The 15,353-nt window shown below is 32.0% G+C and carries 14 protein-coding genes; 3 read left to right on the top strand and 11 right to left on the bottom strand.

Going from position 1 to position 15,353, the window contains the following annotated elements; all coding sequences use genetic code 11:
* Positions 1–246: 246 nt before the first annotated feature.
* Entirely contained in the window at positions 247–720 is a 474-nt protein-coding gene (locus ABEA36_RS03335; RefSeq protein WP_345488788.1) for a YbjN domain-containing protein, read from the bottom strand.
* Positions 721–1,027: 307 nt separating this feature from the next.
* Here ABEA36_RS03335 and ABEA36_RS03330 point away from each other — a divergent pair, with 307 nt between their 5' ends.
* Entirely contained in the window at positions 1,028–1,300 is a 273-nt protein-coding gene (locus ABEA36_RS03330) for a GrxA family glutaredoxin (protein ID WP_345488786.1), read from the top strand.
* 51 nt (positions 1,301–1,351) lie between these two features.
* Here the strand turns inward: ABEA36_RS03330 and tsaB are convergent, their stop codons facing one another.
* From tsaB to ABEA36_RS03305, 5 genes are all read right to left on the bottom strand, one after another.
* The gene (tsaB, locus tag ABEA36_RS03325; RefSeq protein ID WP_345488783.1) at positions 1,352–2,044 is read right to left on the bottom strand and encodes a tRNA (adenosine(37)-N6)-threonylcarbamoyltransferase complex dimerization subunit type 1 TsaB; all 693 of its coding nucleotides are present in this window, start codon (positions 2,042–2,044) and stop codon (positions 1,352–1,354) included.
* A 26-nt stretch (positions 2,045–2,070) separates the two neighbouring features.
* Positions 2,071–3,978, bottom strand: coding sequence for a DNA repair helicase YoaA (yoaA, locus tag ABEA36_RS03320; protein WP_345488781.1), 1,908 nt, complete (start codon positions 3,976–3,978; stop codon positions 2,071–2,073).
* 267 nt (positions 3,979–4,245) lie between these two features.
* Entirely contained in the window at positions 4,246–4,872 is a 627-nt protein-coding gene (locus tag ABEA36_RS03315) for a hypothetical protein (RefSeq protein ID WP_345488779.1), read from the bottom strand.
* 91 nt (positions 4,873–4,963) lie between these two features.
* Positions 4,964–6,589, bottom strand: coding sequence for a phosphoethanolamine transferase (locus tag ABEA36_RS03310; RefSeq protein WP_345488776.1), 1,626 nt, complete (start codon positions 6,587–6,589; stop codon positions 4,964–4,966).
* 36 nt (positions 6,590–6,625) lie between these two features.
* Complete coding sequence (locus ABEA36_RS03305) at positions 6,626–7,996, bottom strand: phosphoethanolamine transferase (RefSeq protein WP_345488774.1); 1,371 nt, start codon at positions 7,994–7,996, stop codon at positions 6,626–6,628.
* Positions 7,997–8,887: 891 nt separating this feature from the next.
* Between ABEA36_RS03305 and ABEA36_RS03300 the strand changes: the two genes are divergently transcribed.
* On the top strand, positions 8,888–9,982 hold the full coding sequence (locus tag ABEA36_RS03300) for a glycosyltransferase family 9 protein (protein ID WP_345488772.1): 1,095 nt from the start codon (positions 8,888–8,890) through the stop codon (positions 9,980–9,982).
* A gap of 38 nt (positions 9,983–10,020) precedes the next feature.
* On the top strand, positions 10,021–10,998 hold the full coding sequence (locus tag ABEA36_RS03295; RefSeq protein WP_345488770.1) for a glycosyltransferase family 2 protein: 978 nt from the start codon (positions 10,021–10,023) through the stop codon (positions 10,996–10,998).
* On the opposite strand, the gene ABEA36_RS03290 is transcribed toward ABEA36_RS03295, so the two are convergent.
* Genes ABEA36_RS03290 through hinT form a run of 5 tightly spaced genes read right to left on the bottom strand, consistent with a single transcriptional unit; the run spans position 10,985 to position 15,339 of the window.
* A complete protein-coding gene (locus ABEA36_RS03290) occupies positions 10,985–12,031 on the bottom strand; it encodes a glycosyltransferase family 9 protein (protein WP_345488768.1) in 1,047 nt (348 codons plus the stop codon). The two genes, ABEA36_RS03295 and ABEA36_RS03290, sit on opposite strands and share 14 nt — an antisense overlap.
* A 24-nt stretch (positions 12,032–12,055) precedes the next feature.
* Positions 12,056–13,336 carry a sigma 54-interacting transcriptional regulator gene (locus ABEA36_RS03285; protein WP_345488765.1) on the bottom strand — a complete coding sequence of 427 codons (1,281 nt, stop codon included), beginning with the start codon at positions 13,334–13,336 and terminating at the stop codon, positions 12,056–12,058.
* 12 nt (positions 13,337–13,348) lie between these two features.
* Complete coding sequence (gene nagZ, locus ABEA36_RS03280; protein ID WP_345488762.1) at positions 13,349–14,368, bottom strand: beta-N-acetylhexosaminidase; 1,020 nt, start codon at positions 14,366–14,368, stop codon at positions 13,349–13,351.
* A gap of 3 nt (positions 14,369–14,371) precedes the next feature.
* A complete protein-coding gene (locus ABEA36_RS03275; RefSeq protein WP_345488760.1) occupies positions 14,372–14,965 on the bottom strand; it encodes a penicillin-binding protein activator LpoB in 594 nt (197 codons plus the stop codon).
* Between the two features lie 26 nt (positions 14,966–14,991).
* Positions 14,992–15,339: a purine nucleoside phosphoramidase gene (gene hinT, locus ABEA36_RS03270; protein WP_345488758.1), complete on the bottom strand. Its 348-nt coding sequence runs from the start codon at positions 15,337–15,339 to the stop codon at positions 14,992–14,994.
* Between the last annotated feature and the right edge of the window lie 14 nt (positions 15,340–15,353).

Genomic DNA, 15,353 nt, shown 5'->3' with positions numbered 1-15,353 from the left:
GATCTAAATCAGAATGTATTTAAATACTACTTTTCTATTACGGAGGCATAACATACTCTAATTTTAGGATATGTCCACTCATTAATTCGTTTAAACGCTAATTTGCCGGCCAACTGGTTAATTTTTAATCTCAAATAAACCTTTTTAAATAGTTTAAACGGCTTACTTACAGTTTCTACAAATTAAATCTAATTTAATCAAATGATTAAATTAGATAATTATAGTACATTATACCCTAATTTTTGATTAATGAAATGTGTGAAAGACCGATGAATGCAATTCATCAGAGCTATGATGTTTGTTATTTAATAAATCACAGCTATGGAGTTCACCAATAACTTGTAAGGCCTCTTCTTCAAGACTTGCAAGTGACATACTAAATTGATTAAACGTAAGACCATCAGTCATATGCAATGAATAACTAAATACGATTCTCGCTTCACTATTGTCTTTGACATCTAAGTAGACTTTGGCAAAAAACGTGCTTAAGTTAATTTGACTTAATTCAGCCATTAAACTCATGATAGCAGATGATTTTATGTCGGCAATTACCGACATCATAACAACATTATCAATCAATTCAACTTTGGCATCGGCAACACCATCAAGCTTTTGGAGATAAGAAAGGTGCAATGCTAAACAACTGTCACATTGATAAAATTCAACATTTAATTTTTTAAGCCATTCACTAATTAAAGAGAGTTCTGAGAGTGTTATCATATTACGAAAAATTGAAAAAATTTAGTGATACTGTAAACAAAGCCGCTTAATAAAGCAATAATAATCATTTATCACTATTACCCTTAACTTAATTTGACTAACAATGATCAATGACCATATTTAGCCATAACGCATTTTAATTACTTAGCCTACGTTAAAAGTCAATTTTTTTAATATTAAGTTTTGACATGACTCACAATCGCCTAATTAATAGTCTATATCTATTTAAACAACCAATATTTACCGCTTCACTTTTTTATAAACTGAAGTATAGTAGTTCACAGTATTTAAAACAAAGAGGTGTTTAATGTACGCAGTCATTTTTGGACGACCAGGATGTCCATATTGTGTCAGAGCAAAAGAGTTAGCAGATAAACTATCTGAAGAGCGAGATGATTTCTCATATCGTTACGTTGATATCCATGCAGAAGGTATCACAAAAGAAGATCTTTCTAAGAGTGTTGGCAAACCTGTTGAAACAGTTCCTCAGATCTTCATTGATGAAAAACCAATTGGTGGCTGCACTGACTTTGAAGCATATGCTAAAGAGCATTTAGGCTTATTTAAAGACCAAGAATAATGGCTTTTGAGCTTTAAAATAGATTGACAGGGGAATAATATATTCCCTTTTTTATTGTCTACCTGGTAGTTTTTTCCATGTAACTTCGTTACGTAAATACGTAGCTTCAACGGCTTCAACGGCAATAACCTCACCTTTAGCATACTTCTCAACAGCAAGCGGTAACATATCTTGTGCACTGGGTAATAAATATTGTGAATCTTGTAAACCACTTAGCATATTAGGATATGTCTGCCATCCTGTACCAGCAAAATAGGATGAGTGATTATTTACTGTAAATTCCGTCAATTGCGATGACACATTATCAGGTTTAATGACTTGCTCATCAATTATTGGTTGCCATTGATTATGATGATAATAGTATGCACCTAAATAGACATCCCCCATTCGTGCATCTATTGCGCTAACAACGCTTGTAGCCCCTTTCAATCGATAAGCACCTTGTGCTAATACGTTTAATGTTGATATGGCAAGCATCGGTTTATCAATCCCTAATGCTAATCCTTGTGCAATGCCAATACCAATTCTAACACCAGTAAAACTACCCGGTCCTTTAGTAAATGCAATAGCATCAACTTGTGACATGCTATAGTCTGATTGTTTTAATAAACGATCAAGCATTGGTAACACTTGTTTAGTATGGTCACGTTGTGAAATAACAAAATCATGCGTAATTTCATTATTAAACATTAAAGCGACCGAACACGCCTCTGTTGAAGTATCTATTGCAATTATATTCATCATACTGTTACTCTTTAATACTAATGATTTTAGTTTTTATTCGACAACAAAAAATTTGTCACACTATTAATATCACGCGTTCTCGGTGATGGAGGCAGACTATTAAGAAATATAGCACCATATGGACGCATAACCAACCGATTATCACAAATAACAATCGCCCCCCTATCCTGATGATGACGAATTAGCCGCCCCACTCCTTGTTTCAAGGTAATTACTGCTTCGGGAATTTGAATATCATTAAAGGGTTCACCTCCTTGTAAGAGGCAATCTTCAATTCTTGCTTTCATTAATGGATCATCAGGTGAACTGAAAGGAAGTTTATCAATAATAACACAAGATAATATATCACCACGTACGTCAATTCCTTCCCAAAAGCTACTTGTTGCAATTAATAATGCATTTCCCTCTTCAATAAATTGCTCAAGCAGTTGCGTTTTCCCTGTTTCGCCTTGAACTAATACTGGTAATGCTGTTTGTTCTTTAAACAAACGCGCTAATTCATTCATCATCATGTAAGATGTACACAAAAAGAAACAACGACCTTGATTAGCTTCAATCATTGGAAGCAATATTTTCACTAATTTTTCAGCGGTATTTTTTTCATTGGGTGATGGTATATACCTGGGCACGCAAAATAACGTTTGATTGGCATAGTCAAAAGGACTTTCTAAAATTAATGATTGCGCGTCAACTAACCCCAATCGTTTTGTAAAATAATCGAGATTATTATCAACCGATAGTGTCGCAGACGTAAAAATCCACGCACCTTGTCGCTCCTCCATTAACTCGACAAACTTGTCTGATACCGAAAGTGGTGTAATGGATAAATTAAAATGATTGCCAATGCATTCATACCAATAACTAAAGCCAGTTACAGTCACATTTAATAAACGCAGTAATAATGCCAAATATTGATTAACACGTTCGAAACAGTTATCGAGTGTCGATGAACGTCCTATTGATAGTTGTAACACTTCTTGACAAAAACGTAGTGAATCGAGTAAATAGTCAATTTCTGACTTTACCGATTTGTGATTAAATAAATCACGTAAATTACCTTTATTATTCACATTACCAATAGCAATTCTTAAATCTTGACAACACTTTTGTAGTTTATCAGCACATTTTTGCAACTGCACGACATCTCGAACTTCTGTTCGATAACAGAGTAGAATCTCTTTTGCCAAATCAAAAAGTTGGCGACTAGATAATTGTTGTCCAAAATATTGGCAAGCAAGATCAGGCAATTGATGGGCTTCATCAAAAATTAAAACATCGGCTTTGGGGATCAGTTCACCAAACCCTGTATCTTTAACCACAACATCAGCTAAAAAAAGGTGATGATTCACCACAACAATATCGGCATTCATCGCGCGCCGACGAGCTTTGACTACATAACAATCATCATATTGTGGACATTCACTGCCCAAACAGTTGTCATTAGTGCTCGTCATCAACGGCCAAATGGGATTATTTTCTGTTAATGCAGAACATTTACTGATATCACCATCACGCGTTTTAATTGACCAATGTTTAACATGAATAAGATCGCTTTGCATCGTTTTAGCTAGCTCGCCGGCCGCCGAATTATGATGAGCAAGTCTTTCTAAGCACAAATAATTACTCCGCCCTTTTAATAAAGCGATTTTACCACTGTAGTCTAATGCTTTTTTTATAATAGGTAGGTCTTTAGTATAAAGCTGATCTTGTAGATTTTTAGACCCCGTTGAGATAATGACTTTTTTGTCACTACGCAATGCAGGAACTAAATAAGCAAACGTTTTACCTGTTCCGGTACCTGCTTCCACAACAAGTGATTGATTTTGAGTAATGGCCAGCCTGATTTTTGCTGCCATCTTTTTTTGTGCTTCTCGAGGCGTAAAATCTTTAATTGCCTGAGCAAGCAAACCATTAGGAGCAAAATCATCAACCACAACTACACCAACCTTATTTCATTAATTGTGTTATTATGCCTGATATTAAGTAAATAGAAAACACACAATCTATCATGCTGATCTTAAATTATTTTTTTGATAAAAACTGATCAAACCTAGATAGGTTAATTTTCCCTATCAAATTGATACACACAATCGATTACCTTAACTGAATCGATTTTGCTACTATTTATCTCGGAATATTTCCTATTCCTTTTTTTCATCATGTTGCCCAGTAGTTATACTATTTGGGCTTTTTTTTGTTCATTATTTACTAAAATGCTCTCTTTTTTGTAAATAAAACACAACTAAGGCTAAACTGAATAAACAAGGAAATTCCATAAGTTCTTCAATTAAATCAGCATTATTTTGATTTAATACTAAATATTCATAACCTATGCGATGATGTTCTGCAATATCAGCTAAACCCAGATAGAAAAAAGCAAAAAAAACATGCCAGACCGGAATTTTTTCCGTGCTATATCGACGTTTAATTTCACGACGTATCGAAGCTATCATAAACATGCTTAAGATCGGAATAGCAATTAAAATACTCGCGATAATTTTATAGTAAAAACGCGGTACATCAGGGAAAAAGTCGCGGCCCCAACTAATTCCACGACCAAATAGTAATAGCCACCAAAAAATAGTCCATATCCAAAACTTATATATATCAGGATTTGATTTAATTTTTTGAGCATAACAATAGGTATATCCCGCCATAAAAAGTAAAAACAAAGATTGAGCATGTTCGATTAAAGTAACAGTGAGCCCAACCCAGTTATCAGCAATACCAAAATTGCCAATAAAGAAAAATATAACTGCTAATAACATTAAAGCATATGAACTGTAATATAATTTATAATCAAATTGAGAAAATGTTTTCTTTTTCATAAGAATGTATTTTAATTTTTGTTGTTGAATAATTGATAAGAATGATTAGCCTATTATTTATACCTTGTAAATGAATATATTCAAGCATAAATTATTCCTTACCAATATTTTTATCAGATCGCATATTTTCATAACGAAATATATTAGATCTCGTATCCATAATAATAAAATTATTTTCAGGGTAATAAGAATCTATTAAAGGTGAACTGATTACTTGTTCATTAATAGCTTTGATACCAAGCCAATTAGCTAATAAATAATAATTATTTCCTGTTGAATAAAGATGAGGATATGACCCCAACTTCTTATCATGACTTGATAAAATAGGGCTATACCAAATAAACTGTGGAACTTCTATTGACTCTTTACTTGGATTGATTGAACCATGAAAATAATCCAATTCTCCCCTTTTCATTCGTCTTACTTGACCATGATCTGAAAAATAAAAAACTGAAGCATGTTTACCTTCCAACATCACAAAAATCTGTTCTAATATTTTATCCGTAAAACGAATTGAATCATCATAGCAATCCGCAACGATAGATTCACCGCCAGTAAAGTATTTTTCACTTTGCGGATATTGGTTACAAGCTAAAAAGTGACTACCGTTAGTATGAATAACAATTAATTTTTTTTGTTTTTGTACAGTACGATCGTTCAGGGCTTCATCTATTTTGGGTGGAAAAATATCATCATTTTTTGTGATATCAAGCCATTCTAAATGATCAGACATTTTAGCGATACTGGTTATCACAGTATTATATTGTCCTAAAGGTCGTTGCAAACTATACCAATAAGTTTCATAACCAGCTTGATTTGCTAAATTAATAATATTATCTGCTAATAATAAATAATCATCACTATTAACTGGTTTCATTGTTAAAGCGGAAGTTAAAGCCATTGTCGTAATTGGTGCAGCAGAAATAGCTTGTTCAAAAATAAATAATTCTTGTTTACGCTTTTGCATATTAGGCATAGTTAGTCTTTCATAGCCATTTAGACTAACATGATCACGTCTTACAGATTCACCTAAAACTAACACATAAGTATCAATCTCAGTCTCTTTAATATCCAGGTTATAAATAGGCCGATTATCTTCAACATTATTAAGAATTTTCATATCTTCATATGTACGAAGAAAAACTGCATAATTATTTAATGTCATATAAGATGATAGTTTTTCAGACATTAAAAAATTAGGTTCATTAAATTTTCCACGCAAAGTTAACTCACAAACTTTATAACCAACTGTCAAAATTAAAAGTGACGATATAATTACTAATGTTTTATTTTTCAAATTGTAAGACAATGAATTAATTGATAAACAGAAAATGATAAAAATGAATAAAAGTATTAATGCTAGATGCCAATAAGCAATGATAAAATTTTTTGCTTCATTAAGGTTACTGCATAAAATCGTCATTGTTAATTGTGAGTCAAGTGCTGTATTAAACAGGAGATAAATACTAAAAGTAATTGAATAATTTACAATCCATATAGTTATCATCAAAAAAGCAAATATACGAGTGAATCTATTTTTCCAAAATAGTGCAACCAAACAAGCATACCCAATTGAAAAAAATAAATTTTTTGCTAATTCTTTAAAACTACTAAAATCAGAGTTTTCTAATACATTAAGCAATGGTAAATAACATGATACCGACAAGATAATTAAAAAAGCGGTTGTAATCATAATTCGAGATTTTATATGGGTCATTTTCATTCTTCAATAAGAGTGTAATCAATTATAATTCTATTCGATAGCGTCATCTTCAAGATTATCATAAAGTACTTTTTTAACTGTCGAATCATAGACGTGTATTTGATTAAGATATTCTGTATTATCAAACCAATCATATTGGTTATTCAACATTTCATCATTTACGCCGATCCATTGTGCTAGCATCGATAATAAATATAGACCTGAACGTTTCGCTTCAACATTAATTGTGCTATTTGCATCATAAGCCGTCATAAAAAAAGGAACATCATAGCTTTGCTTCGTATTAAATCCATGCGTTAATGTTTGATTACTATACCCTTTATTAACCAATTTTAAACCATGATCAGAAAAATAAACCATAGCCCATTTTTTATGATGTTGAGAAGCTAAAGAAGCTATACTTTTTAATAAATCATCTGTTTGCCTAATGCTTGTTACATAACACGAAGTCTCTTTACTTCCATTAATCAGTTCATCATATTGATTATTCGTTCTTGCACAAGGTTGAGGATGTGAACCAAAAATATGAACCACAATGAATTTCTTTTTATGATTATCTATTGTTAAAGCATCATCAATATAAGGAAGCAACAGTTCATCCGGTATAAATTCACGGTCATTAGAATTACCATCTTTAATAAAGATGAAATGATCTGACATTTTACCAATAATAGCCACCGGTGAATCAAACGCCCCTTTTGCGCCTTGATTTGATATCCACCATGATTCCATATTTGCACTTTTTGCTAAGGTAACAATATTATGAACTAAATCAGGTCGTCCATCTTTTTGTAGCACTAAAGAATGAGTTAGACTGATAACAGTTGAAGGCCCTGCAGATATATAATTATTAAGATATAAACCCGGTTGTTGTGACATCCATGGTGTATTGTTAGTAGAATACCCCCAATGATGCATAAAATCTTTGCGAACACTTTCACCAATGACAAGGATATATGTATCATAATCATCTTGAATAATTTTGGGGGCCCAACTATCTTTGGTATTTATAATATTCAAATATTGATTATTTTCATTTTTAACTTTAATACAACTATCAATACCATCAATAAAAAAACGAACCTCAGGTTGACGCAATGACAACAATTCAGTGATATCAAATCCGTATTTGATACAATTTTTCACAGCGGAGGCAAAAGCAATAATTAAAAATAAAACAAATAATAAATAGCTTAATTTGCTATTGATAGGAAATGAAATTCTTACGGTCAAAATGCCTACGACAATTAATAATATTTGATAAAGATAAATCCACAGTGGTAGATTCATTAAAAACTCAAAAGATTCGTCTTTATTTGTGTACATTAATGAGCCGATAGAATTGACATCAGGAAAGTTATACAATAAACCAACTGGGCAATAGAATATTGCAAGAATCATAAATACAATTATCGTTGTCCTATAAAGCCACCGACATTTATTCATTAAAAATAATAATAATGCAACAAAACTAATGACATATATCAGTTTACCTTGATAACCAAAACTAATCTGAACTAAATAAGTAAATAAAGCAATACAAATCAAAGAAAAGCCGATTCTAAAAATATGATTTTTATTCAAAGATTTAAACCAAGAAAAGAACATTGTAATAATTTACCTATTTATTAGTTATTGTTATTTTGAATGACGAGAAAGTGTATAATAAATCATATTAAGTCACAACATTTGAATTATTCAATTTGTAGCTAACTCTTAAATTTATTTAAAAAATCAAATTGTACTTCGTATAAAGAAGATATTTTGGTATTAAATGCTGTCGCATTAATATTGAATTAAAGTGACAAGAATCCTATTACCATTATAGGTGTTGAAATTAAGTCCAATTAGATATTCGTATTTGATACTAATCTTTTTTCTTATCATTTTTTAACATGAAATCTCTCATTAGTGAATGTCATATAAATTATGATATACACTTTAGGTTTTAATTATTCTAATAATATATCTAAGATCATTTAAATCAATGACTAAATAATAAACAAGATATTTTGAATGTTTCTTACTTAAATAAAAATATTTTACCAACACTAAAATATAATTACTTACATAACAATGGTAATTAAATTTTTGTTTAAAAAGCATTAATATAAAACTTAACCTATTTTATCCAATGAAATCTCAACATGTTTATACGCGTATTATTTGATGATGAGATTTTCTTCTTTTTAATAAAATTAGAAAATATTTTTAATGTCATTATTAATATTATAGAATGTGCGGTTAATTATTAGTTTAGTTTAAATAGACGCATAAACAAGAGTTTTATAGATGAATAAAATTTGGCAGAAAATCAAATATCTTAACCGACAAAGAAATTTAAAGACAAAAGTATTAAAAAATAAGTTAAGAATTTTATCATTTAGCTTATATAAACGAAAACAGTCTGAATTCTTGCCTGATGAATATCAAAATATATTAATTTTTATGCATACTAACGGCCTTGGTGATGCTATCGTTACTTCTGGCTTTATTAATGAATTACGGAAAAATAATAAAAAAGTTTATATCGTCGCTGAAAAAAGAATATCATTTTTATTTAAAAGTATTATCCCAGTTGACGGCGTAATTGATTACGATAGAAAAAATATCAGCGAATTAAAGCGTAAAACTCAAAATTATCATTTTGATCTTATCGTTGATTTTTCAGATATGGATGGAACAATCATTGAACGATTAAAAACGTTAAAAATTTTAAAATATAAACATGCAATTAGTTTTAATCAAAATAGAACAACTTTATTTGACACAAATATCATTTATAGCAAAAACAAACATATATCAGATCGAATGATTTATATATTACATTTACTTAATATTAAAGTTGATAACTATTATTACGAGCTTAGCATTCCAGAACAAGTTAAACAAAATGTTAGTTTATTTTTAAAAGAATCTGTAAATCATAATAAAATCATCATTTTCAATCCATTTGCATCAGAACAATCTCGTTCTATGTCAATAAATCAAATTTATAGCTTAATTGATTTTTTAGAAACACTTGATGATTTTACAACGATAGTTTTTGATATGAAAAACTGTATTGATTTTTCAAAATATAGAAATGTCGTTCCAAATAAGTTGAGCTCTTTTATTGACGCTGCTGAGTTAATTAATCGAGGTGATTTAATTTTAACTGTTGACACTTCAATCGTTCATGTTGCACGAGCATTCAATAAAAAATTAATTGCTATTTATAATAATCGACTATTTAACAAACGGTTCATTAATAATATTGTGTGGGGACCAGATTATGAGTTAGCTACTCAAATTACAACAACTGAGTTTCTTAATACAGAATCAGGAGATCCAATATCAAATTTAGACATTGGAATAATCATCGAACATTTAAAAAAGGCGATTTAATCTTTAAATATAAAGATAATTGTAGAATATAAATCATCATGCTATATAAAATATCAGTCATTATTCCCGCATACAATGCCGAAAAATTTTTAGCAGAAACACTAACATCGGTATTTAACCAAACTTATTCAAACATTGAAGTTATAGTGGTGAATGACGGCTCAACCGATCAAACCGAAAGTCTTTTATTTAATATTCAAAAACGAGAACCTAGATTAAAATTTGTTTCTCAACAAAATCAAGGTATTTCCTCTGCCAGAAATGCCGGTATTGCCAATGCGCAAGGTGAATATATTACATTCATTGATAGCGATGATAAATGGGATGTTACATTTTTAGCTAAGATGGTAGAACGACAACAGCAAACAAATGCGAATATTATTTATGCGGGTAACTCTGATTGGTCAAGTCAAGGAATTAAACCTAGATTCAGTGATTTTAGAGAAAATGCAAATTTAGTCGGGTACCTATCACAGAAAGCATTATTACATGTCGGTTGTTTATTTATTCGTAAACAATTTTTAGATTATCATCAAGTATCCTTCAATACTGAACTTAAAACAGGTGAAGATATTGTCTTTATTTGTACATTATTTTGTTTTTCTGATGCATATAGTGTTCCTGAATATCTTTACTATTATAACCATCGTGATGATTCTGTTATGCATCGACCTTGGACAAAAAATGACTACCTTAATGATCTCGCCGCTTGGCAACGACTAGAAAATATCATTAACGATAGTTACCAACAACCAGACCGTCTTGAAGCGATTTCATTGATTGAGTCAAAAATTGTATATTATAAGCTTCGACTTTTATGGATTTTATTATTGGCTGGAAAAACAAAGGAATTAAATCAATTATTGGATGACGGTTTTTTAGTTTATAAAACTGAAACTCTTTCTCTTATACCTACCAAATATGCAGGAATAAGAAGAAAGATTATTGAATCCCAAAGCAAACTTTTATGGTCATTAACAAGACTTATTCATCGTAAGAAAGTTAATTTAGTTTAATGCTTTTAATATCTATTTCATTAATATTGTGCTGATAGTAATAAATTGAGGTATTTTGGTTATTCATCGGAAGCCATTTACAATAAGGATTCGTTGGATCACTTGTCATATAAAATGCAATAATTGGTTTATTAAATGCAGATGCAATATGTACGATAGATGTGTCAGGGCTAATAACTAATGATGCATTGCGAATCAACTCTATCGTATCAAAAATAGTATTGGTATTTTCATATATTATATATTGCCCGGCTGGAAGCGATGATTTTAACTCTTGAGTCACTTTTGGAAAAGTTAAAACAAGTATTTTTTTCTTAGGATAAACTGCCTTAAGTCTTGATAACCATTCAATTTGTTTTATAGATGTAAATTTTTTATGATTAGCAGCCCCAAAAAAGTTAATTGCAATATAATCGCAAGTCAGGTTTTGCTGACAAAATATCGCCAATTCTTTATTATGTGGGATATTCGGAAATGAACAACAACGTTGCATTGGCTCAAAACCTAGCATAAATAATGCTTTTTCATAATCTAAAGTAATATGTTCATTATTGGCCGCAATATTATAGTTAAATAATTTCAAATGATTTTGCTGGTAACCAATGTTAATTGCAGCCTTAACACTCCGAATCAAAACTAAATCTCGATTACGCAAAAACTCTGTCAAATCAATAACTATATCATAATGTTCTTTAGCAATTTTTCGTCCAATTTGCCAGAATGCAAAAAGTGCCCGCTTACGAGTCACATAAAGTGAATCAATGTTAGAATCACTTTTGAATAGATATTGCGTCTCTGGTGCCACAACAACCCCAATATGAATATGAGGATATTGTTTTTTTATTTCACGATATACAAAAGAAGAAACAATAAAATCACCAATTTTCCCATCATGTCTAATAAACAATATTTTACTCTTTGGTAAAGTAGCTCGATTCCATTTCCCAGATGGTTTTTTATCTATAATAAAACGTCCCAAAAAAAGACGAAATGTTCTTAGATAAGCTTTAATTTTTTTGTGTATTTTTTTCATTTGGTTAAATTTTTTATTATTATATTATTTTCCTATCCCATACTCTCGTAACTTGTTCGCTACCGCAGTATGTGAAATACCGAGTCGTTTTGAGAGTTTACGAGAACTTGGAAAGTTTTTATAGAGCTGACTTAAGATTGTTTTTTCAAACTGTTTCGTCATCTCATCCAACGTTTTACCTTCAATATCATGATGTAACGAATACAAAGGTTTTGCTTGATTATTAGGTAATGTGATTTCTTTAGCGGTCAATTCACTGTCACTCAGCTGAGCGAGAGCGGAATATAAAACATTTTTTAATTCACGAACATTACCAGGCCATGAATAATTAAGTAAAAGGAGCTGTGCATCTAATGTCAATATCGGCGCAGCGATCCCTTGCTTATTGGCAAATTCATTGATGAAATAATGCGTTAAATCAATAATATCTTCTTTGCGTTCTTGTAATGAGGGTAAATGTAGTGGTAACACATTGAGTCGATAGTAGAGATCTTCTCGAAATTTACCTTGTTTAACCATTGCAAATAAATCCGCTTTAGTCGCACAAATTACCCTTACATCGACACTCACTTCATTGTCATCACCGACCCGTCGAAAAGAACCATCATTAATGAAACGAATAAGTTTAGTTTGCATTCTAAATGACATCTCATCGATACCATCTAAAAATACTGATCCACCATTAGCTTGTTCAAAAAAACCTTTTTTCCCTTCCATTGCACCAGGATAGGCGCCTGGCGCATGACCATATAATTCACTTTCAACGACTTCATCTGGCATTGCAGCACAATTCAATCCCAAAAAGATACTATCGCCCCGCTCACTATATTGATGACATGCTAACGCAAGTAAATCTTTACCCGTCCCTGTCGCGCCAGAAATTAGTAACGGTTCTTTTTGCTTTGAAAAGGCTTTGGCTTGTTTAATCAATTTTTGCATTGGGGCACTATTTGCACAAAACACATTAAATGCCTGCTGATTAGCAATACCTTTTCTTGATAGTCGATTTTTTAAGTAACCAATTGGTTGAATAACAAGTACAATTCGTTTGATGTCATCAAAAATTTGTAAAAAATAATACTGTTGATTGAGTACAATTGTTGCACTTTCTAAGTCTGTAATAGAAATCGTTGGATCAAGATTTAATAACCGATAGTAATCAAAATGAAAGTTAGCATTTGCTGTTTGAGATAACAGCGATAGTGGTAATGACAAGAGCGTCACGGCAGCTTGGTTAATAGCAAGTAGTAACCCATCTGGGGCTATTTCAATGATTGCGACTGGTGAATAATTACGTTTTGTCATAATACACTCTAGTTATGTCGTTAAAGAATTTTGCCATTCTTCATTAAGCAGGTTTAGTTTTTTAGATCGAACTTGCCATTCATAACTGGCATGCAAAGTTTTATAATCAACTTGTTGTTTACTTAGTAATGCTTTAGGCTTGTCACTGGTAATATGACCTAAACTGTCTAAAATCGCCAAAGTCCCTTGTCGGTTATTGCAAGCTAATAAGATATCACAACCCGCATCGAATGCAGCTTTAGCGCGCTGAGCATACGAACCTAGAAAAGCAGCACCTTCCATGGATAGATCATCAGAAAAAATAATCCCATCAAATTTAAGTTGTTGCCTAAGTATGGTTTTTAACCAAAATGGAGAGCCACTCGCTGGCAAATTATCAAATTCAGGATAGATAACATGAGCAGGCATGATAGCATCGAGTTTACCTGCTTTAATTAAATCTGTAAAAATAAGCATATCCGCCTTTATTAGCTGTTGGCTACGTTTATCAATCGGCGTTTCTTTATGGGAATCAGCAATCACCGCACCATGGCCAGGAAAGTGTTTACCTGTTGTTTTCATTCCTGCGGCATGCATACCATCGATCAAGGCTTCTGCGACAACTTTTGCAATATGCGCATCTTGGTGAAATGAACGGCTCCCGATTGCTAAACAATCATGACCTAAATCAAGTACTGGAGCATAGCTAAGATCAATATCAAATGCTTGAAGTTCCATCGCCAATACCCATCCTGCATCAAAAGCAAGTCGCTTTGCATCATCAAGATTATTCAGCATGGCATAAGATTGGGCAGGAGGAATAGGTGTAAATCCTGTCTTAAAACGCTGAACCCGCCCGCCTTCATGATCAACAGTAATTAACAAGCGTTCATGACTGTGAGAACGAATCTCATGAATTAGTGCACTAAGCTGTGCTGTATTTTGATAGTTACGCCCAAATAATATCACCCCTGCTACCGCTGGATGCCGTAATAATACTTTATCTTCGTCACAAAGCGTTAAGCCTTGTATATCAATCATCAACGGCCCCATAAATTACTCACTTGTTTGCTGTTGATTGTTATTAACTAATTGATCAGATGAAAACTGCCAAACAATTTCCCCTGTTTTAGTTAACAAGAGTTCCATGGAAACATTTGCTGGCGTTTCTGGTAATTTTGGCACCTGATTGATAGTTGTAAATAGCACATAGTCGGCTTTGACCTGCCTTGCAAGTGCAATCATTTTACTTCTTGAAACTAAGGAGTCATCATAAGGAATCCCCAAGTTCTGTTTCGCTTGATTCACCACTTTCTTATCAATAATCGCAAAGATGTTTTGTTGATTAAATGCATTAAAAATGATGCTATTAATTTGAGCCCCTGAAACATATTCATTACTGCGATTACGTATGTCACTAATCAGTAATGAATTGCTATCACTCACTTCAGCTGTTTGTATCAATTCAGCAATTAACGGGGATATCACAACTTGCCAATCTGTTGCAAGAATTTTCGGAGGTTGCTCTACGACAGAAACAGGATTATTTTGTATTGGCGCGGGCGTTTGTCGATTTTGTTCTAAAAGATGACAACCACTTAGTGCCATGGTTGATATGATAATTGCCACAACTGACAAATAATGTTTCATAAATTTGACCTCAGCATAAGTAGCAACTAACTGACCAATTTACCCAATTGTTTACCACCAAGCAAATGCATATGAATATGGAAAACTTCTTGCCCGGCATCCTTATTACAGTTCATAATTAAGCGATAACCACTTTCATCAATTCCTTCTTGTTTTGCAATTTTAGCTGCAACCACAAATAAATGGCCCAACGCTTGTTCATCTGATGCTGAAACATCATTAATCGTCGGAATTAATTTATTTGGAATGATTAGGATATGAGTTGGAGCCTGTGGTGATATATCACGAAAAGCGGTAACTAAGTCATCTTGATAAATAATGTCGGCAGGAATCTCACGACGAATAATTTTACTAAAAATCGTTTCTTGAGCCATACTATCATCCTTTT

Source organism: Orbus sasakiae (genome assembly GCF_039542345.1).
In the GTDB taxonomy this organism is placed as follows: Bacteria; Pseudomonadota; Gammaproteobacteria; order Enterobacterales; family Orbaceae; genus Orbus; species Orbus sasakiae.
This window is presented reverse-complemented; position numbering and strand designations above follow the sequence as displayed.